25 protein-coding genes are annotated in these 23,875 nt (G+C 70.7%); 9 read left to right on the plus strand and 16 right to left on the minus strand.

Annotated features, from left to right (window positions below; genetic code table 11):
• Positions 1–28: 28 nt before the first annotated feature.
• On the plus strand, positions 29–943 hold the full coding sequence (locus tag MUY22_RS40890; RefSeq protein WP_247052545.1) for a hypothetical protein: 915 nt from the start codon (positions 29–31) through the stop codon (positions 941–943).
• Here MUY22_RS40890 and MUY22_RS40895 read toward each other — a convergent pair.
• On the minus strand, positions 940–1,830 hold the full coding sequence (locus MUY22_RS40895; protein WP_247052546.1) for a pentapeptide repeat-containing protein: 891 nt from the start codon (positions 1,828–1,830) through the stop codon (positions 940–942). The genes MUY22_RS40890 and MUY22_RS40895 overlap by 4 nt on opposite strands.
• Positions 1,831–1,883: 53 nt before the next feature.
• Between MUY22_RS40895 and MUY22_RS40900 the strand changes: the two genes are divergently transcribed.
• Positions 1,884–2,501 carry a TetR/AcrR family transcriptional regulator gene (locus MUY22_RS40900; RefSeq protein ID WP_247052547.1) on the plus strand — a complete coding sequence of 206 codons (618 nt, stop codon included), beginning with the start codon at positions 1,884–1,886 and terminating at the stop codon, positions 2,499–2,501.
• 58 nt (positions 2,502–2,559) lie between these two features.
• Here MUY22_RS40900 and MUY22_RS40905 read toward each other — a convergent pair whose 3' ends face one another.
• Positions 2,560–3,117, minus strand: coding sequence for a YceI family protein (locus MUY22_RS40905; protein ID WP_247052548.1), 558 nt, complete (start codon positions 3,115–3,117; stop codon positions 2,560–2,562).
• Positions 3,118–3,222: 105 nt separating this feature from the next.
• Here MUY22_RS40905 and MUY22_RS40910 point away from each other — a divergent pair, with 105 nt between their 5' ends.
• Both MUY22_RS40910 and MUY22_RS40915 read left to right on the plus strand, forming a co-directional pair.
• On the plus strand, positions 3,223–3,699 hold the full coding sequence (locus tag MUY22_RS40910; RefSeq protein WP_247052549.1) for a MarR family winged helix-turn-helix transcriptional regulator: 477 nt from the start codon (positions 3,223–3,225) through the stop codon (positions 3,697–3,699).
• A 7-nt stretch (positions 3,700–3,706) separates the two neighbouring features.
• A complete protein-coding gene (locus MUY22_RS40915) occupies positions 3,707–4,690 on the plus strand; it encodes a glutathione S-transferase family protein (RefSeq protein WP_247052550.1) in 984 nt (327 codons plus the stop codon).
• On the opposite strand, the gene MUY22_RS40920 is transcribed toward MUY22_RS40915, so the two are convergent.
• On the minus strand, positions 4,677–5,627 hold the full coding sequence (locus tag MUY22_RS40920; RefSeq protein WP_247052551.1) for a YafY family protein: 951 nt from the start codon (positions 5,625–5,627) through the stop codon (positions 4,677–4,679). The genes MUY22_RS40915 and MUY22_RS40920 overlap by 14 nt on opposite strands.
• Positions 5,628–5,689: 62 nt before the next feature.
• Between MUY22_RS40920 and MUY22_RS40925 the strand changes: the two genes are divergently transcribed.
• Complete coding sequence (locus MUY22_RS40925) at positions 5,690–6,820, plus strand: epoxide hydrolase family protein (protein WP_247052552.1); 1,131 nt, start codon at positions 5,690–5,692, stop codon at positions 6,818–6,820.
• Positions 6,821–6,870: 50 nt separating this feature from the next.
• On the opposite strand, the gene MUY22_RS40930 is transcribed toward MUY22_RS40925, so the two are convergent.
• The 3 genes from MUY22_RS40930 to MUY22_RS40940 all read right to left on the minus strand — a co-directional run bounded on the left by MUY22_RS40930 (position 6,871) and on the right by MUY22_RS40940 (position 8,387).
• Positions 6,871–7,041 (minus strand): hypothetical protein, encoded by a 171-nt coding sequence (locus tag MUY22_RS40930; protein WP_247052553.1) that lies wholly within the window; start codon positions 7,039–7,041, stop codon positions 6,871–6,873.
• Between the two features lie 238 nt (positions 7,042–7,279).
• Positions 7,280–7,783, minus strand: coding sequence for a TetR family transcriptional regulator C-terminal domain-containing protein (locus MUY22_RS40935; protein WP_247064371.1), 504 nt, complete (start codon positions 7,781–7,783; stop codon positions 7,280–7,282).
• Complete coding sequence (locus MUY22_RS40940; RefSeq protein WP_247052554.1) at positions 7,725–8,387, minus strand: GNAT family N-acetyltransferase; 663 nt, start codon at positions 8,385–8,387, stop codon at positions 7,725–7,727. Before MUY22_RS40940 ends, MUY22_RS40935 begins: the two co-directional genes overlap by 59 nt.
• A 269-nt stretch (positions 8,388–8,656) precedes the next feature.
• Here MUY22_RS40940 and MUY22_RS40945 point away from each other — a divergent pair, with 269 nt between their 5' ends.
• The 4 genes from MUY22_RS40945 (at position 8,657) to MUY22_RS40960 (ending at position 14,246) form a co-directional block, all read left to right on the plus strand.
• Positions 8,657–9,874, plus strand: coding sequence for a glycosyltransferase (locus tag MUY22_RS40945; protein ID WP_247052555.1), 1,218 nt, complete (start codon positions 8,657–8,659; stop codon positions 9,872–9,874).
• A 79-nt stretch (positions 9,875–9,953) separates the two neighbouring features.
• A complete protein-coding gene (gene rox / locus MUY22_RS40950) occupies positions 9,954–11,381 on the plus strand; it encodes a rifampin monooxygenase (protein WP_247052556.1) in 1,428 nt (475 codons plus the stop codon).
• Positions 11,382–11,414: 33 nt separating this feature from the next.
• Positions 11,415–13,574 carry an RNA polymerase recycling motor ATPase HelR gene (helR, locus tag MUY22_RS40955; RefSeq protein WP_247052557.1) on the plus strand — a complete coding sequence of 720 codons (2,160 nt, stop codon included), beginning with the start codon at positions 11,415–11,417 and terminating at the stop codon, positions 13,572–13,574.
• 72 nt (positions 13,575–13,646) lie between these two features.
• Positions 13,647–14,246 carry a hypothetical protein gene (locus MUY22_RS40960; RefSeq protein ID WP_247052558.1) on the plus strand — a complete coding sequence of 200 codons (600 nt, stop codon included), beginning with the start codon at positions 13,647–13,649 and terminating at the stop codon, positions 14,244–14,246.
• A gap of 3 nt (positions 14,247–14,249) precedes the next feature.
• On the opposite strand, the gene MUY22_RS40965 is transcribed toward MUY22_RS40960, so the two are convergent.
• The 10 genes from MUY22_RS40965 to MUY22_RS41010 all read right to left on the minus strand — a co-directional run bounded on the left by MUY22_RS40965 (position 14,250) and on the right by MUY22_RS41010 (position 23,798).
• Complete coding sequence (locus MUY22_RS40965) at positions 14,250–14,438, minus strand: hypothetical protein (RefSeq protein ID WP_247052559.1); 189 nt, start codon at positions 14,436–14,438, stop codon at positions 14,250–14,252.
• A gap of 105 nt (positions 14,439–14,543) precedes the next feature.
• Positions 14,544–16,235, minus strand: coding sequence for a chaperonin GroEL (gene groL, locus MUY22_RS40970; RefSeq protein WP_247052560.1), 1,692 nt, complete (start codon positions 16,233–16,235; stop codon positions 14,544–14,546).
• Between the two features lie 11 nt (positions 16,236–16,246).
• Complete coding sequence (locus tag MUY22_RS40975; protein WP_247052561.1) at positions 16,247–17,272, minus strand: NAD(P)-dependent alcohol dehydrogenase; 1,026 nt, start codon at positions 17,270–17,272, stop codon at positions 16,247–16,249.
• A complete protein-coding gene (locus MUY22_RS40980; RefSeq protein ID WP_247052562.1) occupies positions 17,269–17,985 on the minus strand; it encodes an iron-sulfur cluster assembly protein in 717 nt (238 codons plus the stop codon). Before MUY22_RS40980 ends, MUY22_RS40975 begins: the two co-directional genes overlap by 4 nt.
• Entirely contained in the window at positions 17,982–19,019 is a 1,038-nt protein-coding gene (locus tag MUY22_RS40985) for an amidohydrolase family protein (RefSeq protein WP_247052563.1), read from the minus strand. The genes MUY22_RS40980 and MUY22_RS40985 overlap by 4 nt, the downstream gene beginning before the upstream one ends.
• 40 nt (positions 19,020–19,059) lie before the next feature.
• A complete protein-coding gene (gene mimD, locus MUY22_RS40990; RefSeq protein ID WP_247052564.1) occupies positions 19,060–19,434 on the minus strand; it encodes a propane 2-monooxygenase effector subunit MimD in 375 nt (124 codons plus the stop codon).
• A complete protein-coding gene (locus MUY22_RS40995; protein WP_247052565.1) occupies positions 19,431–20,600 on the minus strand; it encodes a toluene hydroxylase in 1,170 nt (389 codons plus the stop codon). Before MUY22_RS40995 ends, mimD begins: the two co-directional genes overlap by 4 nt.
• Positions 20,601–20,618: 18 nt before the next feature.
• Positions 20,619–21,662 carry an NADH:ubiquinone reductase (Na(+)-transporting) subunit F gene (locus tag MUY22_RS41000; RefSeq protein ID WP_247052566.1) on the minus strand — a complete coding sequence of 348 codons (1,044 nt, stop codon included), beginning with the start codon at positions 21,660–21,662 and terminating at the stop codon, positions 20,619–20,621.
• 92 nt (positions 21,663–21,754) lie between these two features.
• Positions 21,755–23,407: a methane monooxygenase gene (locus tag MUY22_RS41005; protein WP_247052567.1), complete on the minus strand. Its 1,653-nt coding sequence runs from the start codon at positions 23,405–23,407 to the stop codon at positions 21,755–21,757.
• A 142-nt stretch (positions 23,408–23,549) separates the two neighbouring features.
• The gene (locus MUY22_RS41010; protein ID WP_247052568.1) at positions 23,550–23,798 is read right to left on the minus strand and encodes a hypothetical protein; all 249 of its coding nucleotides are present in this window, start codon (positions 23,796–23,798) and stop codon (positions 23,550–23,552) included.
• Positions 23,799–23,875: the final 77 nt, after the last annotated feature.

Below are 23,875 nucleotides of genomic sequence, written 5' to 3' on the forward strand. Positions count from 1 at the left end.
CCGCCCGCCCGCCGTATCCGAGGCAGTGGTGAAGACTCTCCTGACGCTCCGGCCGGTCCGGCACATCCTCCTGACGAGCGCGCTGGCCCTGCTGGCCTGCGCGCTCGTGTTCGCGGTGCAGCTGGCCGGGTACGCCACCGCGGCCGGCGAGCTGCGCGGGATGACGGCCCGCTCGACCGCGACCGTCGTCCACCTGGACGGCGATTCGGCGGTCATCCGCTTCGCCCTGCCTGGCGGGTCCACCGCGACGGCCGCCGTCGCGGTGGACGTCCGGCCCGCCCCCGGCAGCACCCTCCCGGTGTTCTACGACCCCGCCGACCCGGGCCGCGCGGCGATCCGCGGCGCGACCCCGCTGGTGACGACCGACCGGACGACCACGTACGCGACGGCGACCGTCGTCGCCGCGGCAGGCGTGCTCGTGGTGGACGTCCTGGTGCTGCTGACCCGGTTCGGCCGGGTGGGCAGCGGCACCCGGCGGACCGTGCCGATCCGGCGGGTGAAGGTGCAGCGCGGGCTGCTGACCCGCTCGTGGCTGGAGCTGGAGACGCCCACGCCGTCCTGGCTCCCGGTGTACTTCTCCCCCGCGCTGATCGGCCTGGCCACCCCGTCCGTCGCCGAACTGACCGGCGACCGCCGGGTACTGGTGCGCGTGGGCGGCACGACGTTCCACCCCGCGGGCGGCCTGCGCACCACCGAGCCCCGCGGCCGTCGCCTCGACAACCCGGCCGAGCCGGACGCCGAACGAGCGGCGGCGGCCCGTCGCCCGGTCACCCTGCGCCACCAGCTGCGGACGGACCTGCCGGTGCTGGCCGTCGCCCCGGTGGTCGGCGTGTTCTGGGCCCTGGTCGACGGCACCGGGGTGGCGGGCTGGCTGGCGGTGACCGTCCTGGTCGCGGCGTTCGGCTTCTGGTGGGCCGCCCTGCGCGGCTCCGACCCGTCCTAGACCTCGCGCACCTCGGCCCAGTGCCCGGTCCGCTGCGGCTCCTCCAGGCTCACGCCGTCGGGCCACGTCCGGACCGCGCGGACCTCGGTGCGAGCGCTCGCCCCGGCGAAGTGGAACGCACCCGCCGTCGCGCCGGTGAAGTCGGCGTGGCTGCTGAAGCGGGTGCCCGGGAACCGCGCCTCCGCCGCGAACCGCGCGTCGCGGAACGTCGCCGGGCCGGCGAACCCCGTGGCCACGAAGGAAACGCCGGCCGCGAACTCCGCGCCGGTGAAGTCCGTGCGGCCCGAGAACCGGACCTCGTCGAACCGCACCCGGTCGCCGGCGGTCACGCCCGCGAACGACGTGTTGGCCATGAACGTGGTTCCCGCGAAGTCCGCGCCCGCGCGGAACTCCGTGCCGCGGAACGAGGCGTGGTAGGTGAAGGCGGACCGCTCGAAGCCGACGGGCCCGGTGCAGACCAGGCCGTCGAACCGCGCGCCGCCCCAGAAGCGCACCTCCCGGAACACCGCGGCGCGCACCTCGCACCCTCGCAGATCCGTCCCGGCCAGGACCTGGGACTCCGCGCGCAGGTCCAGGCCCGGCCAGAACCCCGGCGTGCCCGGCCGCAGGTGCGACGTCAGGAGCTGCCACAGCTCGGCCCAGTGCGAGGTGTCGCGCAGCTGCGAGAACACCTCGTCGACCCAGTCCTGGCGCAGTGCGGGATCCACCTGGGCCCGCTCCGCGAAGTCACGCAGCGTACCCAGTTCGTCCAGCACCAGCACCGATCCCGGCGGCGCCTCGACGACCTCGGCCCAGCCGCTGTCCCGGCGCGACAGCACCCAGGCCACGACCACGCCGGCGACGAGCGCGACGGTGACGAGCACCGGCAAGGGGACGATGGTGGACATTCCGCCAGTGTGACCGCCGGGCCGCGGCGGCGACAGCGGATTAAAGTGGACCCGTGAGTCCAACCCAGGTGAAGCCCCTGACCGCGAAGGGCGCCGCGACGCGGCAGCGGATCATCGAAGGCGCGGCGGCCGAGATCCGCGAGCGCGGGGTCGCCGCCACGACCCTCGACGACGTCCGGGCGCGGACGGGCACCAGCAAGAGCCAGCTGTTCCACTACTTCTCCGGCGGCAAGGACGAGCTGCTGCTGGCCGTGGCCCGGTTCGAAGCGGACCAGGTGCTGTCCGTGCAGCAGCCGCAGCTGGGCCGGCTGACGTCGTGGGCGGCGTGGCGGCGCTGGCGCGACACGGTCGTCTCGCACTACCGCGGCCGGGGGCAGCACTGCCCGCTCAACGTGCTGATCTCGCAGCTGGGCCGCGCCACGCCGGGGGCGCAGGCGGTGGTCGGCGAGATGCTGCGCCAGTGGCAGGACGAGATCGCGGCCGGCATCCGTCACCTGCGTGACGCGGGCGAGGTGGCGCCGGACGTCGACGCGGAACGCACGGCGGCCGCCCTGCTGGCCGGTATCCAGGGCGGCGTGGTGGTGATGCTGTCGACCGGCCGCATCGACCACCTCGAAGCGGCGCTCGACGTCGGCATCGAGAACCTGCGCGCGACGAAGGTCCCCAGCTAGCCGAAAACGGCCCGTCGAGGGAGTCCCCCGATGGGCCGTTCACGGCTCAAAGCACAGGTCAGACGTTCTTGATCGCCGAGATCTCGAACTCGAGGGTGACCTTGTCGCTCACCAGCACGCCACCGGTCTCGAGGGCGGCGTTCCAGGTGATGCCGTAGTCCTTGCGGCTGATCGTGGTGGAGCCCTCGAAGCCGACGCGGTCGTTGCCGAACGGGTCCTTGGCGGAGCCCTCGAACGAGAACGGGATGGTCACCGAACGGGTGACGTCCTTGACGGTCAGGTCGCCGGTCACGTCGAACTCGGTCTCACCGGTCTGCTTGATCTCGGTGGTGGTGAAGGTGATGGTCGGGTACTCGTCCATCGACAGGAAGTCGTTGCTCTTCAGGTGCCCGTCGCGGTCCGCGTTGCGGGTGTCGATGCTGGTCGCCTGGATGATCACCTGGGCGGACGACTTCTCCGGGGCGTCACCGTCGATCGTGGCGGTGCCGGTGAACTCGTTGAAGCTGCCGCGCACCTTGGTCACCATGGCGTGCCGGGCGTTGAACCCGATCCGCGAGTGGGCGGCGTCCAGGGTGTACTCACCGGTCAGCTGGGGATAGGTGGTCGCGCTGGTCATGCTGTCTTCTCTCCTCGTGGTGGCGCCCCCCAGTGATTGAGGGCTCAACGACACTGTACTCATTTTTACTGGTTGCGCAAGCAAGCTTTCGCTAGACTCGCCGGTATGGGTGAACAGTCCGCGCTCGACCACGACGAGGCCCCGTTCTGGCGGTCCCTGATGCGCATCACGACCGCGCTGCCGCGGGCGCTCGAAGACCAGTTCCTGCCCGAGACCGGCCTCGCGATCACCGACTACGGCGTGCTGGTCGCGCTGTCCGAGGCACCGCACCGCCTGCTCCGCATCTCCGCGCTGGCCGCGGCCACCGGCCTTTCGCTCAGCCGGATCAGCCGGGTCGTCGACGACCTCACCCGCCGCGGCCTGGTCGAGAAGCGCAAGTGCGCGGAGGACGGCCGCGCGTCCAACGCCGTGCTGACCGACGCGGGACTGGCCAGACTGGAGGCGGCCTACCCGACCCACCTCGCCCGCGCCCGGGCGTCGGTGTTCGACCACCTGAGCGCCGAAGACATCCGGACGGCCGGGCCGGTACTGGCCCGGCTGGCCGCGGCGCTGGACGTCACTCCCCCGACCGACGACTGCTGAGGAACCGATGACAGACGGCGAGTTCAAGCGCGACCTCAACTACATCCCCGACCGGATCACCGCCGACGGCCGCGACGGCTGGCCGGTCGAGGCCGGCCGCTACCGGCTGGTCGTGGCGCGGGCGTGCCCGTGGGCGAACCGCGCGGTGATCGTGCGGCGCCTGCTCGGCCTGGAACCCGCGCTGTCCATGGGCATGGCCGGGCCGGTCCACGACGAGCGGAGCTGGAGCTTCGACCTCGACCCGGGCGGGCGCGACCCGGTGCTCGGCATCGAGCGCCTGCAGGAGGCGTTCTTCAAGCGCGACCCGGAGTACCCGCGCGGCATCACGGTGCCCGCGTTCGTCGACGTCCCGACCGGCCGGGTCGTCACGAACGACTTCGCGCAGATGACGCTCGACATGTCCACCGAGTGGACGGCGTACCACCGCGACGGCGCGCCCGAGCTGTACCCGGACAAGCTGCGCGACGAGATCGACGACGTGGCGCAGAAGGTGTTCACCGACGTCAACAACGCGGTGTACCAGTGCGGGTTCGCCGGCTCGCAGGAAGCGTACGAGCATTCGTACAACAAGCTGTTCGCCCGGCTGGACTGGCTGTCCGAGCGCCTCGCGGACCAGCGCTACCTGGTCGGCGACACGATCACCGAGGCCGACGTCCGCCTGTTCACTACGCTGGTCCGCTTCGACGCGGTCTACCACGGCCACTTCAAGTGCAACCGCCAGAAGCTGACCGAGCTGCCGGTGCTGTGGGCCTACACCCGCGACCTGTTCCAGACGCCGGGCTTCGGCGACACGATCGACTTCGCGCAGACGAAGGAGCACTACTACGTGGTGCACCGCACCATCAACCCGAGCGGCATCGTCCCGCTGGGCCCGGACCTGTCGGGCTTCCTGACCCCGCACGGCCGCGAGCAGCTGGGCGGCCACCCCTTCGGGGACGGCACACCGCCGGGACCGCCGCTGGAGGCGGAGCAGGTGCCTAGCCTGGTGTGACGGCGTCGGCGTACCGCGCCGACAGCGTCCGCAGGCGTTCCACCAGCTCGGGTGGCGACTCCACCGTGAACGGTACGTCCAAGGTGGACACCACGAACGCGATGAGGTCGAAGGAGTCCGAAGCCAGCTCCAACCGGCAGCTCCGGTCGTCGATCGGTGTGACGTCGCCGTCGACCCGGCCGCGGATCTCTTCGGCCGGAGCCGCCACGCGAAGCCGGGCGCGGTAGGGCCACAGCTCGCGGCCCATCGTGCGGGTCAGGTACGCCGTGAGGTCGCCGTCCGGCGGGTCGCGGTGGGTGAAGCGCGGGCCGTTCGGGGTGCGCAGGGTCAGCCGGTCGGCGCGGAACGTGCGCCAGGCCGCGCGGCCGGTGTCCCAGCCGACCAGGTACCAGCGGCGGCCCCACGAGACGAGCCGGTGCGGTTCGACGTCGCGGCGGGACTCCGTGCGGTCGTGGCTGACGTAGTCGAAGCGCAGCGTCTCCGCCGCGCGGATCGCCGCCGACACGGCGGTCAGCACGGCCGCCTCGACCACCGGGCCGCGCACCGGGAGAGCCAGCGAAGCCGCGTCGAAAGCTTCGACGCGGTGCCGCAGCCGGGACGGCAGCACCTGCTCCAGCTTGTTCAGCGCTCGCAGCGACGCCTCCTCCAGCCCGGCGACACCCCCGGACGTGGCGCCGTGCAGGCCGACCGCGACCGCGACGGCCTCGTCGTCGTCCAGCAGCAGCGGCGGCAGCTCGGCGCCGGCGCCGAGGCGGTAGCCGCCGACCGGGCCCATCGCCGCGTGCACCGGGTAGCCCAGCTCGCGCAGGCGGTCGACGTCGCGGCGGATGGTCCGCGTCGTCACGCTCAGGCGCTGCGCCAGCTCGGTGCCGGACCAGTCCCGGTGCATCTGCAGCAGCGACAGCAGCCGGAGGAGCCGGCCAGGGGTTTCCCGCATGCGTCCGAGAATGCCAGACGACTAGGACCGATCCTGTCCTACACGCGCGAAAGGCTACGGCCATGGAACCCTTCCGCATCGACGTCCCGCAGGCCGACCTCGACGAGCTGCACCACCGGCTCGCCCGCACCCGCTGGCCCGGCGAGCTGCCCGGCGCCGGCTGGGCCTACGGCGTGAGCGAGCCCTACCTGGCCGAGCTGGCGGAGTACTGGCAGACGGGCTTCGACTGGCGCGCGCAGGAGGCCCGGCTCAACGCGTTCCCGCAGTTCACGACCACGATCGACGGCCAGCGCGTGCACTTCCTGCACGTCCGCTCGCCCGAGCCGGACGCGACGCCGCTGATCCTCACCCACGGCTGGCCGAGCACGGTGGCCGACTTCCTGGACGTCCTCGGCCCGCTCACCGACCCGCGCGCCCACGGCGCCGACCCGGCGGACGCGTTCCACGTCGTCGCGCCGTCGGTGCCCGGCTTCGCGTTCTCCGGGCCGACGACCGAGCCGGGCTGGAACACCCGCCGCATCGCGCGGGCGTGGGCCGAGCTGATGCGGCGGCTGGGGTACGACCGTTACGGCGCCCAGGGCGGCGACTTCGGCAGCATCGTCTCCCCCGAACTCGGCCGGACGGCCCCCTCGCAAGTCCTCGGCGTGCACGTCAACGCCGTCGCGAACGCCGGTGTCCCGACCGCGCCCGGCGACCTCGAGCGACTGTCCGAAGAGGACCGCAAGCGGGCGCAGGAGAACCAGGTCTGGTGGTACGCGCATTCCGGCTACGCCACACAGATGGCGACCCGGCCGCAAACGCTGGCGTACGCGCTCAACGACTCCCCCGCCGGCCAGCTCGCGTGGAACCTCGAGTGGTTCGTCGACTGGGACCCGACGGCGACGCAGCAGACGCCGGTGTCGCGCGACGCGATCCTGACGAACGTCACGACCTTCTGGCTCACCGGCACCGCGGGTTCGGCCGCGCGCCTCTACCTGGAGGCCGGCCAGGACGGCTGGGGCGAGCGCCCGCAGCCATCGGGCGTCCCGACGGCGGTGGTCAACTTCCGCGGCGACCACGCGATCCGCGGCCTGGCCGCACTGTCGAACAACATCACCCGCTGGACGGAGCACGACACCGGCGGCCACTTCGCCTCCCTGCAGGCGCCGGAGCTGCTGGTGCAGGACATCCGCGAGTTCTTCCGCGACCTCTAGTCCACAGTGGACACGGCGGCGCCGAGGACATTGGATCCTCACCGGCGTCGTCACGAGTAGGTGGCATAGCCGACGGCGAGGTTTTCCGCTCCCGGCGCGGAGCTGGGGACCTCATACAGCCAATCACTCTTCGGACCGGGACTGACCTCGATGTTGCCGGACCTCTCATCATCCACAACGGCGCCCGTGTCGAGGTCCAGCCCCTTGGGGTCCGTCAGCACCGCCGTTCCCCGGAGAATGTGCTCCACAGGAGAAGGAGCGCTGCTCGTCGGAGTCGGCGACGGGCAGCAAGGCGGCGTCGGGGCCGGCGTCGCCCGCGTGCTCTCGTCGTGCCCGACGGTCCACGCGCAAGATTGCCGCCGGGCGTTGCTACTCGAACGAGTGAATGCCGCGCCCCGCACCGGTTTGTCACCGATTTGTCAGGAGGAGTGGCCTGAATGCGTCGGCACGTCAGAGAACTCAGTGGCGGCGGTCAGCCACCGCGCCGTCGAGCAGGGGGCCCAGTTCCTCCACCACCGTGTCCAGCGGGGCGACGTCCTGGTGGGCCCGCGCCAGGATGATCGCGCCCTCCAACGTGCTCAGCATGAGCACCGCCAGCGAGACGCTGCGAGCCGCGGGAACGCCGAACTCCGACAGCGTCTCCGCCAAAGGTCGTTGCCAGCCCTCGAAAGCCTTGCCGACGGCGTCGCGCAGGCTCTCGCTCGTGGCCGCCGCGTCGGCGACCGTCGCCACCAGCGGGCAGCCCGCGTCGAAGCCCGTCGTCGTGAACTCGTCGCGCCACTGCGCGGCCATGGCCGCGAACAGCTTGCCCGGCGTGGGGTCCTCGAGCTTGGCCGCGAGCCGGGCCACGCGGCGGGCGGCGTACCCGCCCGCCCAGGCGACGGCTTCGGCCATCAGCTGGTCCTTACCGCCCGGGAAGTAGTGCTGCAGGGACCCCCGCGGCGCCTCGGCGTGCGCGACCACGTCCCGCATGCCCGTCGCCCCGACGCCCTGGATCCGCACCAGCTGCGCGGCGCTCAGCACGATCCGCTCGCGTGGTGTCCTCGTCATCGACGACCTCCTTCATGACACTCGTCATGGTAGCCCAGCCGGGCACGACCAGCGCGAAGTCGCGCTCGCCGCGTTCGTAGGCGGGTACCGGGCGGAAGCCCTGGCGCAGCAGCAGCGTCTCGGCGCCGGCGTTCCCGGCCTGCACGGTCGCCCGCACCGTCCACCCCGGCCACCGCCCGGACGCCTGCAGCCACCGGCTCAGCGCACTCCCGACCCCCCGCCGCTGCCACGCGTCGGCGACCAGGATGCCGAGCTCGGCCGTCCCGGGGGTCTCCGCGACGAAGTTGAGCAGCCCCACCGGAACCCCGCCGGACGTCGCCAGCAGCGCGACGCCGCCGGGCGGGCCGGCGAGCAGGAACCGGTGGTAGCGCCGGAAGATCTCGCCCGGCTCGGCCGGGCCGCCCATCATGAAGCGCCGCCGGAGACTGCCCGGCGAACAGGCCGCGACCAGCGCGGCCACGCACTCCCGGTCGGCCGGGCGGGCGCCCAGCTCCCGGATTTCTATGACGGCTGTCATAGTGCCATGAGAGCACGAAACGGCCGAGCCCACACTATGACGGCCGTCATAGATCAGGTTCGCGCGAACGGCTCTCGACGAACGACCACGGAGGGAGACAAGCTGGAGCTGCGGAGACGCCCGCGAAACCGGAAGGAGGAGTGACCACTTCCTTCCACTACCAACTTATAGCGCACCCCGGGGCTTGCCGCAAGACCCAGGTCGTGCCGCAGAATCATCGGCCTCAGCCGGGATCTGCGGCTGGATTCGACCAAAACGGGGGTTCGCGAGTGCGTGTGTTGTTGTCGACGTACGGGTCACGAGGGGACGTCGAACCGCTGGTCGGGCTCGCGCTGACGCTGCGCGCCCGCGGCGCGGAGGTGCGGGTGTGCGCGCCCGCGGACGAGGACTTCGCGCGCCGGCTGGCCGGTGTCGGGGTGGCGTACGTGCCGGTCGGGCCGTCGGCGAAGGAGCTGACCCAGGCGGCACCGGTGCCGTCGTCGCTGCCCGAGCGGGCGGCGCAGCTGATCGCCGCCCAGTTCGACGTGGTGACCGAAGCGGCCGAAGGCTGTGACGTCCTGGTGGCGACCGGCATGCTGCCGACCGCGGCCGGTGCGCTGTCCATCGCCGAGCTGCTGGGCGTCCGCTCGGTGTTCGTGGCCTTCCAGAGTTCCACGCTGCCGTCCCCGCACCACGCGCCGCTGGCGTACGCGGGCCGGCCGTTCCCGCCGGAGGTGACCGGCAACCGGGCGTTGTGGGACCTCGACGCCGAGAGCGTGAACACGCTGTTCGGGGCGGCGCTCAACACCAGCCGGGTGGCGCACGGCCTGCCCGCGGTGGACCACGTCCGGGACTACGTCATCGGCACCCGGCCGTGGCTGGCGACGGACCCGGTCCTCGATCCGTGGCGGGCCACGGACCTCGACGTCGTGCAGACCGGCGCGTGGGTCGTGCCGGACGACCGCCCGCTCCCGGCCGAGCTGGACGCGTTCCTGGCCGCGGGCCCGCCGCCCGTCTACGTCGGCTTCGGCAGCATGCCCATGCACGCGGCGGCGGACGTCGCGCAGGTCGCCGTCGACGCCGTCCGCGCGCACGGGCGCCGGGTCCTCGTCCTCCAGGGCTGGGCCGACCTGGGCCTGGCCGACGACCGGGACGACTGCTTCGTGCTCGGCGAGGTCAACCACCAGGCGCTGTTCGGCCGGTGCGCCGCCGTCGTGCACCACGGCGGCGCGGGCACCACCACGACCGCCGCCCGTGCCGGCGTGCCCCAGGTCGTCGTCCCGCAGGCGACGGACCAGCCGTACTGGGCGAGCCGGGTCGCCGCACTGGGCATCGGGGTGGCGCACGACGGCCCGGCGCCGACCGTCGCGTCCCTCTCGGCCGCGCTCGGGAGCGCGCTGGCGCCCGAAACCCGGGCGCGCGCGGAAGCCGTCACGATCCGCGCCGACGGGACGGCGGTGGCCGCCGACCTGCTCTTCACCCGGGCCGCGAGGCCCACGACCGTGTGAACCACCGGTGATCTTCGTGCCGGGGACGTTTCCCGGCGCTGTACTGACCAGGACTTTCTTCGAACGGACAGGGGATTTTGTGCTCGACGTGATCGTGGCCGGCGGCGGACCGACCGGCGTCATGCTGGCCAGCGAACTGCGGCTGCAGGGCGTGGACGTGCTCGTGCTGGAGAAGGAGCCGCAGCCCTCGCCCGTCGTGCGCGCGCTCGGCATCCACGCGCGCACCATCGAGGTGCTGGACCAACGAGGGCTGCTGGAGCGATTCCTCGCGGCCGGCAAGAAGTACCCGCTCAACGGGTTCTTCGCCGGCATCAGCAAGCCGCAGCCCGCCCACCTGGACACCTCGCACCCGTACGTCCTCAGCATCCTGCAGCCCGTCACCGAACGCCTGCTGACCGAGCACGCCGGCGAACTCGACGTCGCGATCCGGCGTGGCACCGAAGTGACCGCGCTGGCCCAGGACGACCACGGCGTGACCGTCGACCTGGCCGACGGGACGCAGCTGCGGGCGCGGTACCTCGTCGGCTGCGACGGCGGCCGCAGCACGGTGCGCAAGCTGCTCGGCGTCGGCTTCCCCGGCGAGCCCACCCGCGTCGACACGCTGCTCGGCGAGATGGAGCTGACCGAGGACCCCGAGACGCTGACCGCCGTGATGACCGAAGTCCGCAAGACCCAGAAGCGGTTCGGGGTCGGGCCCATCGGCGACGGCCTGTACCGCCTGGTCGTCCCCGCCGACCGCGTCGCCGAGGACCGCTCGACGCCGCCGGACTTCGAGGAGTTCAAGCGGCAGCTGCGCTCCACCGCCGGCACCGACTTCGGGGTGCACTCGCCGCGCTGGTTGTCCCGCTTCGGCGACGCCACCCGGCAGGCCGAGCGGTACCGGGTCGGCCGGGTGCTGCTGGCCGGCGACGCCGCGCACATCCACCCGCCGATGGGCGGGCAGGGCCTCAACCTCGGCCTCCAGGACGCGTTCAACCTCGGCTGGAAACTGGCGGCCGAGGTCGACGGCTGGGCGCCGGCGGACCTGCTGGACAGCTACGAGGCCGAGCGGCACCCGGTCGCCGCGCAGGTGCTGGTCAACACCCGCGCGCAGATGCAGCTGACGTCCCTCGAGCCCGGTCCCCAGGCCGTGCGTCAGCTCCTGGCGAAGCTGATGGACTTCGAGGACGTGAGCCGCTACCTGACCGAGCAGCTCATCGCCGTCGACATCCGCTACGACTTCGGCGACGGGCCCGACCTGCTCGGCCGGCGGCTGCGTGACGTGCAGCTGAAGAGCGGGCGGCTCTACGACCTGATGCACGACGGTCGCGGGCTGCTGCTCGACCAGACCGGCGGGCTTTCCGCCGCGGGCTGGGAAGACCGGGTCGATCACGTCGTCGACGTCAGCGAGGAGCTGGACGTGCCCGCGGTGCTGCTGCGCCCGGACGGGCACGTGGTCTGGGCCGGGGAGGACGCGGCGGCGCTGCCCGGCGCGTTGCGGAAGTGGTTCGGCAGGCCTGCGGCCTGACCGCCGGGGGACGTTTCGGAACGAAGAGGGAACGTGGCTGCACAGGGGTACGAAGAAGAACTGCGGTCCGAACGCGCGTACGTGGCCGATCTCTACACGCGGCTCGACGCCGAGCGCGCGCGGGTGAAGGGCGAGTACGACGCGGCGCTGGGCGGCAAGGGCCTCGGCGCCATGGAGCGCGACGTCGGCGTGCGCGCGCTGGGCCGGGAGGCGAAACGCCTGGAGGTGGTGGACAACGGCCTGTGCTTCGGCCGGATGGACGCCGTCGCGGGCGAGCGCTCCTACATCGGCCGGATCGGCCTGTTCGACGAGGAGGACGACTACCGCCCGGTGCTGCTCGACTGGCGGGCGCCGGCGGCGCGCGCGTTCTACACGGCCACCGGCGCGAACCCGGAGGACATGCGCCGGCGCCGGCAGTTCCGCACGCGCGGGCGGCACGTGCTCGGGTACACCGACGAGGTGCTCGGGCGCCCGGCCGAGGGTGACGAGGGGGACGCGGCGCTGCTCGCGGCGATCAACGCGCCGCGCGGCGAGGGGATGCGCGACATCGTCGCGACGATCCAGGCCGAGCAGGACGAGATCATCCGCCTCGACCACCCGGGCGTGCTGGTGATCGAAGGCGGCCCGGGCACCGGGAAGACGGTGGTGGCGCTGCACCGCGTCGCCTACCTGCTCTACACCCAGCGGGAACGGATGGAACGCCACGGCGCGCTCGTCGTCGGACCCAACCCGGCGTTCCTGAGCCACATCGGCCGCGTCCTGCCGTCGCTGGGCGAGACCGACGTCGTCTTCACGACCACCGGCGGTTTTGTGCCGGGCCTGGACGTCACCGCTGAGGACACGCCGGAAGCCGTGCGGCTCAAGGGATCCCTGAAGATCCTCGACGTCCTCGCCGCGGCGGTCGCCGACCGGCAGCGGCTGCCGGAGGAGCCGCTGCCGATCGAACTGCGCGACGTCACGGTCCGGATCGACGCCGAGACGGCGGAGTGGGCCCGGCAGGAAGCGCGCGACAGCGGGCAGCCGCACAACGAAGCCCGCGCGGTGTTCACCGACATCGTCACGTACGTGCTGACCGAACGCGCGATGGGCCGGATCGGCCGCGGCTGGCTGTCCCGCGACGACAAGGCCGAGTGGGAGTCGCTGCGGAAGGACCTGATCGCCGAGCTGGCGGCCGACGAGACGTTCACCGCGGCGGTGGAGCGGCTCTGGCCGGTCCTGACGCCGGAAACGCTGCTGGCGCGGCTGTACGAGACCGCCCCGGCCGATTCGGCGCTGTTCCGGGCCCGGGGTGACGCCTGGACGGTGTCGGACGTGCCGCTGCTCGACGAGCTGGCCGACCTGCTGGGCCGCGACAAGACGGCCGAGAAGGCGGCCGCCGCGGTCGTGACCCGGGAGCGGAAGGCCGAGGCCGAGTACGCCGAAGGCGTCTTCGAGACGATGAAGCTCGATCGCGAGGAGATGGACGAGGACGTCATGCTGTCCGCCGAGAACCTGCTGTTCGCCGAGGACCTGGCCGACCGGTTCGTCGAGGTGGACACGCGCAGCCTCGTCGAGCGGGCGTCGGCGGACCGGGACTGGACCTACCGCCACGTCGTCGTCGACGAGGCCCAGGAACTGTCCGAAATGGACTGGCGGGTGCTGATGCGGCGGTGCCCGGGCCGGTCGTTCACGGTCGTCGGCGACCTCGCGCAGCGCCGCTCGGTGGCCGGGGCGCGGTCGTGGGACGCGGTGCTGGCGCCGTACGTGCCGGGCCGCTGGGTCTACCGTTCGCTGACGGTGAACTACCGCACCCCGGCGGAAATCATGGAGGTCGCCGCCGCGGTGCTCGCGGACTTCGCACCCGGCGTCCGGCCCCCGGAGTCGGTCCGCGCGTGCGGCGTCCGGCCGTGGTCGAGGCAGGTCACCGACGACGAACTGGCTGCGGCGATCGAAGAGTTCGCCCGGGACGAAGCGGGCCGCGAAGGCACCAGCGTCGTCATCGGGCCGCCGGGCGTGCCGGGCACGGTGCCGGCGTCGGAGACCAAGGGCCTGGAGTTCGACGCCGTCCTGGTCGTGGAGCCGGCGAAGATCCTCGCCGACAGCGCGGCCGATCTCTACGTCGCACTCACCCGCGCGACGCAACGGCTCGGCGTGCTGCACCGGGAGCCGTTGCCGCAGGCCTTGACCGGGCTCGCGGAGGTCGTCCGGAGCTAGCCCGCGGTTCGCTCCGGGGGCGCGCGGGTACGTTGCCGTGGCCGCGCTCCCCCACCGCGAAAGGCGTCCCCGATGCAGCTCTACGCCGAACGGCCGATCCGCCGTACCGCCCAGCTCGTCAGCGACCTGCTGGCGTTGCTGCTCGTCGTCGTCGCGGTGTGGCTGGGAACGACGGTGTACGACGAGGTCATGAAGCTGCGAGCGCCGGGTGACGGGCTCGTGAGCGCCGGCACCGGGCTGACCGGGACGTTCGACTCGGCAGCGAACTCCGCCGACGGCATCCCGCTCATCGGCGACGCGCTCGCCAAGGCGCTGCACGGCGGTTCGAACGTCGGCACCCAGTTCGCCGACGCCGGCCGCTGGCAGATCGAAGCCGTCGAGAACCTGGCGTGGTGGATGGCGGCGATCATCATCGCGCTGCCGGTGCTGACGCTGCTCGCGACGTGGCTCCCGATGCGCTGGCACTTCGCCCGCCGCGCCTCCGCGGCCGCCCAGCTCCGAGCGATGGGCGAGGAGGGCCTGGACCTGCTGGCGCTGCGGGCGCTGACCACGCAGCCCCTGCGCCGCCTCGCGAAGTCCGGCGAGATCGCCACGGGCTGGCGAGCGCGGGACAAGGACGTCATCGCGGTCCTGGCCGGCCACGAACTCGCGCGGCACGGCCTGGTCCGGTAGCGCTCACCGCGGTCCCTGCCTGCGGCCCACCGAACGGCCGATGAAGAAGCCCAGCAGCAGCCCCACGATCAGGCCGATCACGATGAAGAAGATGACCGTCGCCGCGGCGATCTTGCCCACCGTGCCGAGGAAGCCCTTCGCCTCGAACTCCTGGACCGTCGCGAGGGTCTGGACGAGCGTGTAGTGCGTCATGATCACCAGGGTGACAGCACCGGGCGCACCCTGCACAACGCGAAGGTCCCCCGCCGGTGCTCAGGACACCGACGGGGAGACCCCCGACACTCCGCAGGCCCGAGATCAGCCGACGGAGGGGCCCATCCCGAGGGACTGCGGCGTGCTCGCGTCGGGCGAGGGCTGGTGCAAGCCCTCGTCCAGCGGGCCGAACTCGGTCATCAGCGCCGCGCTACCACCCCACGGCGTCTGCTCCTCGGCGATCAGCGAGTTCGTCGTCAGCAGCAGCCCGGCCACCGATGCGCCGTTCTGGATGGCCGAGCGGCACACCCGCAGCGGGTCGACGACGCCCAAGGCGATCATGTCGCCGAACTGGTCGTTCAGGGCGTCGAAACCCTCGTCGCTGCCGAGCTCCCGGGTGCGCGCGACGATCTCGTGCGCCGGGTGCCCGGCGTTGTGGGCGATGAGGTACGCCGGTTCCGCCAGCGCTCGCCGGACGATCTCCACCCCGATCGCCTGGTCGCCTTCCAGCCCCAGACCTTCCAGGGCCTTCTCGGCGTGCAGGAGCGCCGCTCCCCCGCCGGCCACGATGCCCTCGGCCATCGCCGCCCGCGTCGCGGACAGCGCGTCCTCGACCCGGTGCTGCAGCTCCTTCAGCTCGGCCGGGGTCGCCGCCCCGACGCGCACCACCGCGACCTTGCCGGTCAGCGCGCCGATCCGCTCGGTCAGTACGTCCTCGTCGATGCCGAACTGCGCGCGCTCCAGCTCCGCCCGCAGCTGCCCGACCCGGAACTCGACGGCGTCGGAGGTACCGCCGCCGCCGACGATCGTGGTGTTGTTCGCGGTGACCCTGACCTGCTTGGCCCGGCCGAGGTGCTCCAGCGTCATCGTCTCCATGCTGAAGCCGGACGTCCGCGAGAGCACCGCGCCGCCGACGATCGCGGCGAGGTCCTCCAGCTTGTGCAGCCGCCGGTCGCCGAAGCCGGGCGCGCGGACGGCCACCGACTGGAACGTGCCGTTCACGTGGTTGTGCACCAGCATGGACAGCGCCGTGCCCTCGATCGACTCGGCGATGATCACCAGCGGCCGCGGGGCCCGCATCACCTTATCCAGCAACGGCATCAGCTGCTGCACCTTGGTGATCTTCTCCGCCGACATCAGGATGTACGGGTCGTCGAGCACCGCCTCGAGCCGGCCGGGGTCGGTGACCAGGTACGGCGAGAGGTAGCCGTTGTCGAACTCGAAGCCCTCCACGAAGTCGACGCTCATCCCGATCGCCGGTGACTCCTCGACCGTCACGACGCCGCCGTCGCCGACGGTGTGCAGGGCTTTCGCGATGACGGCGCCGACCGTGTCGTCGTCGTTCGCCGAGATCGCCGCGACCCGCGCGTAGTCCGCTTCGGACACCACCGGGTGCGCCTGCTTCTCCAGGTACGCCACCAGCAACCCGACGGCGTGGTCGATGCCGCGCTTGACGAGCACCGGGTTGCCACCGGCGGTGATCGCCCGCATGCCTTCGTGGACGATGGCCTGGGCGAGCACGGTGGCGGTGGTGGTGCCGTCGCCGACGACGTCGTTGGTCTTGATCGCCGCTTCCTTGACCAGCTGCGCGCCCATGTTCTCGAACTGGTTCTTCAGGTGGATCTCGCGGGCGATGGTGACGCCGTCGTTGGTGACCACCGGCGAACCGGTGATCTTCTCGATGATCACGTTGCGGCCCTTGGGACCGAGGGTGGACTTGACCGCTTCCGCCAGCTTGTCGACGCCCGCGAGAAGCAGGTCGCGGGCGTCCGAGCCGAACCGAAGTTCCTTCGCCATGTTTCCTGCTCCTAGGGTGTGAGGATGGCCCGACCGCGCACGCGTCCGGCATCGAGGTCGGCCAGTGCGTCGAGAGCCGCGTCCAGCGGGTACTTCTTCGTGTGGAGGGTGACCTTCCCGGCCTGCGCGAGGACCATCAGCTCCACCAGGTCGTTGTACGTGCCGACCAGGTTGCCGATGACGCTGCGCTCGGTGGAGATGATGTCGATGGTCGGGATGTCGATGTTGCTGCCGTAGCCGATGACGAAGTGCGACCCGGCGCGCCGGGTCATCGCGAACGCGTCCTGCTGCGCACCCTGCTCGGCGACGAAGTCGAGCACGACCTCCGCGCCGTTGCCGCCGGTCAGGTCGAGCACGGCGTCGACCTGCTTGCCGTCGCCCAGCACCGTCTCGTCGGCGCCCAGATCGGCCGCCAGCTTCAGCGCGTCGGCGTTGCGGTCGACCACGACCACCCGGGTCGCGGTCAGCGCCTTCAGCGACTGGATGCCGATGTGCCCGAGGCCGCCGGCGCCGTTGACGACGCAGGTGGTGCCCGGGTACAGCAGCGGGACGGCCTTGCGCACCGCGTGGTAGGCGGTGATGCCCGCGTCGGCCAGCGCCGCGACGTCCTCCGGTTGGGTCGCCGGGTCGAGCTTGATGCACGCCCGCGCCGACGTCAGCAGGTACTCGGCCATGCCGCCGTCGCTGTCGATGCCCGGGAAGCTCCCGTTCGGGCAGTGCATGTCGTCGCCCGCGCGGCAGGCGTGGCACAGCCCGCACGTCGGCGTCGGGTGCAGGATGACCGTGTCCCCGACTTCGACGTTCGTCACCGCGGGACCGACTTCGTGGACCCAGCCCGCGTTTTCGTGGCCGATCGTGTAGGGCAGGGTGACGCCCGACTTGTCCCGCCACTGCTCTTCGATGATGTGCAGATCGGTGCGGCACACGCCGGCGCCGCCGATCTTCACCACGACGTCGAAGGGCCCGGTGGCGCGCGGCTCCGGCACCTCTTCGATCACCGGTTGCTGGTGGTACTTCTGCAGCCGCACGGCCTTCATCCCGTGCCCTCCTCTTCTGCGGTCAGCGAATACCGGGCACGCAGCATGCCCCGGCAGACGCCGGAGTTGGCCTCCATGCTCGTGCGGGTCAACCGGGCGAAGGCCAGGTGCCGCTTGGCGTCGCCCGGGTCGACCCGCCGGCCGGTCGCCGGGTCGAGCAGCAACGGGTCGCCGTCACCGGCGGGCAGGCCGAGCTCGCGACGGCGAGCGCGCAGCCGGTCGAGGTCCGGTCCGGGCGGGACCTGCCCGAGCGTCAGCTCCGCCGGGTTCAGCCCGGTGCCCGACAGGGTCCGGCAGACCCGGTCGGTGCCGGCCAGCACGGCCTTGCGCACGAAGTCGTAGCGCAGCGTGTCGAGCTCGTCGACGGCCTCGCCCTCGAACGACGCGACGAACCCCTGCCGCGCCGCCACCCCGCGGTTGATGACGTCGGAGGCGAAGTGGTCGTCGAGCCGGATGTCGAGCCCGGTCAGGCCCGGCACCCCGGCGACGGCGTCGTAGGCGTCCGCGACCATCAGGAACGCGAAGTTGGGCGCGCAGAAGTAGGTCGGCAGCCGCAGCCGGATGACGGCGTGGCCCGCCGCGCTCACCTCACAACGGGCCACGAAACCCAGGTCGGTGAGGGGTTCGTCCAGTTCGGGATCCCGGACGGTGCCCAGGGCCGACCACACCTCGGCGTGGCCGGCCCGCACACCCCGTTCGTCCAGTGCCGTCATGAGTTCGGCACACCGACGGGCTCGACGTTCTCCGGGTCCTTGATCCGCAGTTCCTCCGGCACGTCGATGCCGTACAGCCGGGCCGCGTTGAGCCCGAGGATCTTCCGCTTCTGGTCGACCGTCAGCGGCGCGAAGTCCGACAGTTCCTCGTCGCCCGGCATGTTCCAGTCGACGAAGCCCTCGACCTGCCACTTGGGTTCCCAGATGGCGTAGTCCGCGCCGAAGATCAGCTTGTCCTCGCCGATCCAGAACATCAGCTCGCCCATGACCTTCGCGAAGAACTTCGGCCGGGCGTGCATCAGGCCGCCGATGACGACGGCGAGCCCCGCGTAGACGTTGCGCTCCTGGGTGGCCATGAAGCAGAAGTCCTCGATGCGCGGCAGGCCGACGTGCTCGACGATGAAGTTGAGGCCCTGGAAGTTGGTCGCCACGTGGTCCACATCGGACACGTCGAAGGCGTCCTTGTCGAGCGGCCAGATCGTCGGGCCCTTGTGGATGTGGACGTTCTTGACGCCCAGTTCCTCGCACTTCTCGAGGTACTTCGCCGCTTCCGGGTCCTTGAGGCTCCAGCCGCGGGAGTCCCCGCGCCACTCGGCCGTGTAGAGCTTGACGCCCTTGCAGCCGTACCGCTTGACGCGTTCCTCGAACGCCTTCATGCCCTCGTCGCCTTCACGCGGGTCGAAGGTCGTGTTCACCAGGAACTGACCCGGGTGCCGTTCGGCCATCGCGCCGTCGGCCTCGGTCGTGTTGAAGCCGTTCTTGTACCACTGCCGCAGGTTCGTCGGCTGGAAGATGGCCGTGTCGACGTGCCCGACCTCGAACAGGTCGTGCATCATCAGCTCTTCCGAGTACTTCTGGAAGCGGTCGATCGGCCAGTGCGTCTCCTTCGGGCCGAGGCCCTGGTAGGCGTGGAAGCACTCGATCCACCCCTTGGCGTATTCCTCCTGCCCCTTGACCCAGTTGTCCGGGCTGGCGTCCCAGAAATGGGTGTGGGCGTCAACTACGAAATACTTTTCGCCATCTTTTTCGTACACGGGTGACCCTCCTGAGCGGATCGAGTGCTTCTTGCCTGAATTACTTGTTGATCACTTTGAGGTCGAAGTCGAGGTACTCGGCCGCGTCCTCGGGGTTGGCGAACATGATCGTGCGGTCGTCCTCGTGGATCATCCGCCCGTAGTGGGTGGACATGCTCTCCTCGAACTCGGCCGCGTTGAACCAGCCCTCTTCCTCGCCGGCGGCCTCGTCGACCTCGGCGTAGACCAGGTCGGTCCGGCCCTTCGCGTCGACGCGGATCATCGACGGCAGCGGCGTCACGGTCACGTTGTCCTTGGTGGACATGACTTCCGCGATGATCGCGCCGACCTGGTTGTTCATCAGGGTGAAGCCGCACATGTTCGAGGCCGTGTTGTTGACCTTGTACGGGCTTTCCGAGGTTTTGAAGACGGTCACTGGCCCAGCTCCTCCGGTGCTTTGAGACCCAAATCGGACAGGATGCCGGCGAACCGGCTCTTGACGCGGTCGAGGCCGTCCTCGAACCGGATCGGCTTGGCGTCGGGCTGCGACCACAACGGCTGCAGGGCGCGCGCGGCGGAGATGCACCGCGGGACCCAGTCCTCGAGCCACTTCTGCGCCAGCGCCTTGTTCTGGTCGCCGAACTCCTTGTCGTTGATCAGCAGGTCGAACATCGCCTTGGTGTAGCGCAGGTCGCGTTCGGAGAAGTCGAACTCCTCGGCGCCGATCAGCGTCGGGGTGACGAAGTCGCCGTTCGCCGGCGCGGCCTGCTGCACCAGGTTGCTGCGGAACAGCTCGCCGACGAGCGGCTCGAAGACGATGTTCGAGGCGAAGATCGCCTCGCACCAGTCCCAGATCCCGGTCAGCTGCTCGGCGGTCTCCCGCACGCCCTGCCAGGCCGGGTCCTCGTTCCACGTCGTCAGGTGGGCGCCGCCGTCGAAGCCGGGGACCTCTTCGGTGAGCGTCAGCGTGTACAGCGCCAGGTCCTGCGCCGCGCGGATCCGGTGCATGCTGTTCACCGAGATCGCGTTGTTGTGCATGTTCGTCGGGGCGCGGCGGTTGGCGTTGGCGTACAGGTACAGGCCGAGGCCGTGGTCGACGTGCATCCACGCGCCGACGTGCTTGGCGACGAAGTCGACCCAGTTGGGGTTCCACTGCTCGAACGCCTTGGCCTGGCGCGCCGCGTCGATGTTCTGGTTGAGCTGGCGCACGACGTTCGCGTTGTACCGGTAGAGGGTGAGCTCCCACTCCTCGTTGGGGTCGCGGAACTCGTGCCAGCCGTGGGCGGGCCAGTCGTAGCCCTTGCCGCCGGAGCCGGGGCTGCGCTCGGGTACCGGCCGGTCGGACCCCCACGCCTTCATCGCGGTCCACTCCAGCGGGTAGCCCGCCTTGCCGTCGGCGAAGGCGTAGAGCCAGCCCTGCGAGAGGTAGTGCCGCGGGTCGGGCTGGACCTCGACGGTGACGTCTTCGTAGTGGCTCTGCTTGCGCTTGGCCGGGGTGAAGTAGTTGTACTGGCGGGCGCTGGAGTCCGGGAAGACCTTGGCGCCCGCTTCGGCGTCGGTGAACGTCGGCTTCGGCACACTGCGTTCGGAAGTGGCTGTCATGGGATCCGTCCTCGGGTGTCAGGCGTCGGATTCGCCCGTGGTGGTGAACTTGTCGTAGAAGACGCGCTTGTCGGCGACGCCGAGCGCGGGCAGCAGTTCCAGCGCGGCTTCGACCATCGGCGGCGGGCCGCAGACGTAGGCGTCGGCGCCCTTCAGGTCGAGTCCGGCCGCGCGCAGGACGTCGGTGACGAAGCCGGTTTCGCCGTCCCAGTCGTCGTCACCCGGCTCCGAAAGCGCCGGCACGTACCGGAAGTCCGGGAGTTTCTCCTCCAGCTCCCGCAGTTCCGCCTCGAAGCAGAGGTCCTGCCGCCGCCGGGCACCGTAGTAGAAGGTCGCCTTCCGCTCGATGCCGCGTTCGGCCATGGTCCGCAGCAGCGACAGGATCGGTGCCATCCCGGCCCCGCCGCCGACGAAGACCAGGTCCGCGCTCGGGTTGTCCCGCAACGTGAACACCCCGAACGGGCCGGTGATCCGCAGCCGGTCCCCGACCGCGACCCGGGTGTCCAGGAACGTGGAGAACAGCCCGTCGGGGTAGATCTTGACGACGAACTCGAGCAGCCCGTCCCGCGCCGAGGTGTTGGCCATCGAGAACGACCGCGACTCCTCGGTGTCCGGGATCGCGAAGTCCATGTACTGGCCCGGGAAGAACTTCAGCGGCTGCTCCGGATCCGTCAGCTTGACGACGAGGTGGCGCAGGTCGTGGGTGACGTTGTCGTTCGACACGACCTCGACCTCCGCCTCCTGGATCGGCAGCCCCGACTGGATCATCTCCTCGTCGTAGTTGAGCAGCTCGATCGTGAGGTCCTCATAGGCGTGGGCCCGGCACAGCAGGGTGAAACCCTCCTCCTTTTCGTAGTCGGGCAACGCGAAGGTCGAGTACTTGTCGTGTTCGACGTCCTCGCCGTCGAGGATGAACGACTTGCAGGCCGCGCACTGCCCTTCCTTGCAGCCGTGCATGAGCATCACGCCCTGCTCGGCGGCGGCGCGCAGGATCGTCTGCTCCTCGGCGACGTCGATCTCGATCCCGACGGGCTCGAACCGCACGCGGTGTTTCTCTGCCATGCCAGCCCCGTCCCGTTCCGGCACTTTCACGTGAAAGTGCCCACCTGGGGGCGGCACTTTCACGTGAAAGTGCCGCCCCTTGTGGTCGCGCGTCAGGCCTTCTGCGGCGCCGGGCGCCCGGCCGGGCCCTGGCGGTTGTAGTCGGCCACGAACGCGGTGCGCTCCTCGCCGGACATCTGGTTCAGCAGCACGTTCGGCGACTGCACCTCGGGCATCCGGCGCAGGTGGTCGAGCGTCCACATCTTCTTCGGGTCCAGGTCGAGGTGCGGCTGCGCGACCATGGTTTTGCCGTCGTCGCGCACGAAGCCCATGTCGGTGACGACGTCGGCCCAGTTCCAGCCGTGGTAGAGCGTCTCCCACTCGCGTGCGCCGACCAGCTTGCCCATGTTCGGGGTGTTGCGGCCCTGGTAGGTGGGCCGGAACGCCTCGGCGTCGGTCCAGCGGCACGTCTCCGAGCAGTACGTGCGGTGCTGGCCGTCGACCTCGTCGACCACCATGTCCTCGCGGATGAGGCACGGCACCATGCACGTCCAGCAGCGGTGCGGGTACACGTAGTTGACGTCCTCGGCGACGATCGGGTGGTGCCCGTTCGGCGTCGCGAGCCGGCTGTAGTTCTCCCACCACGCGCCGTACTTGTCGTACCACCCGGGGTACTTGTACTCGAACCACTCGAAGTCTTCGTCGGTCATCGGGTCGATGCGCCAGTAGTTGGCGAGCCACCCGGTGGCGAAGAACTGCGCGACCTCGTGGACGTAGCCCTTGTTCCAGATCCGGTTCCACGCCTCCTCGATGAGGTCGTGCGGGATGACCAGCCCGTACTTCTCGAGCGGGACCAGGTAGCTGCGGTAGTAGTCGTCGTAGATCCAGCGACGCCACATCTCCGCGTAGCTTTCCCGGTCCTTGCGGCGGTCCTTGGTGCCGTACTCGATGAACGTGCCGATCGCGGCGTCGACCACGGCGTGGTTGTTCCACCACGCGTAGCGCAGGTCGCGCTCGAGCAGCTGGTGGTTGCTCTCGTCCGACAACGCCATCAGCAGCGTCGCGTACCCGTTGCTGATGTGCCGGGACTCGTCCGACTGCACCGAGTGGAACACCGTCGGCAGCAGGTAGTCGCCGTTGGCTGCGGCCTCGGCCGGCATCGCGACGAACAGCGTGTTGGTGAACGCCGTCTCCGCCACGATGGTGAGGTAGATGCTGGCCGCGGTGATCGCGTCACCGGTGATGAAGCCTTCGGCGAACTGACGGCCGATGGTGCCGCAGTAGTCGTTCTGGAAGTTGCGCAGGCTCGAGTTGAAGCCCGCCGGGTCGATGTAGTTCTGCATGTACAGGCGCTTGAGGTTCTGCTGGATCGTCGAGTGCCGGACCTCGTCGATCATCTGGATCGCCTGGCCGTTGTGCAGTTCCGGGTTCGGAACCGTGCGGAACAGCAGCGGCATCGCCCGCGCCGCGGAGATCTCCGGCAGCGGGATGATGCTCAGGAACAGCTTCTGCCATTCCAGCCAGCGTTCCTGCACCTGGCGGAACATGTTGCCGCGGATCGCGCCGTCTTCGGCACCGTAGACCCGGTGGTCCTTTTCTTCCTGCATCGGGAAGTACGAACGGAGGACCTGCTTCAGCGGGTCCTTCTTCTTGGCCTTCTGGAAGGTGTAGTCGGTCCCGTAGTGCGAAACCGGGGTGTGGTACGCCGGTTCCCACGACAGTTCCTGGATCTTTTGGTGGGCTTTCGCCACACTCTGGCGGCTCATAGATCACTCCTTATCCGTGGCTCCTGCCTACGGCGGCCGAGCGGCTCCCTTCCCGGCCGGGTGTCGGGGCGCACGTCCTGCGTTCACCATTCAAGGGGCGCCCCGTCGTGACGCGGGTCTCAATCTGAGACAGAACCGCTGCTCAGGGCGCTTCACGCTCGCTGAACATCCGGGCGCGCAGTTCGGCGAGCTCGGTCTGGACACCGTTCCGCACGCGCGCGTCTCCCTCGACGGTCGGCGTGATGCCGAGCGCGCGCAGCAGGGCCGCCGCCGGATCGCCGGGGTGGCCCTCACCGCCGAACACGGGGTGCAGGCCCTGTTCGGCCAGATGCGTGAAAACCAGGTTCACGATCGTCCACGGGTTGTAGGTCTCCCCGGAATCGGCGGCCACTGGCACACCTCCTGGTGGATGGGCGGACACGAAGTCCCCGGCCCCCTCATCGCACCGCCGCCGGACAGGCCGGAGCG

This window comes from Amycolatopsis sp. WQ 127309, from assembly GCF_023023025.1.
Lineage (GTDB): Bacteria > Actinomycetota > Actinomycetes > Mycobacteriales > Pseudonocardiaceae > Amycolatopsis.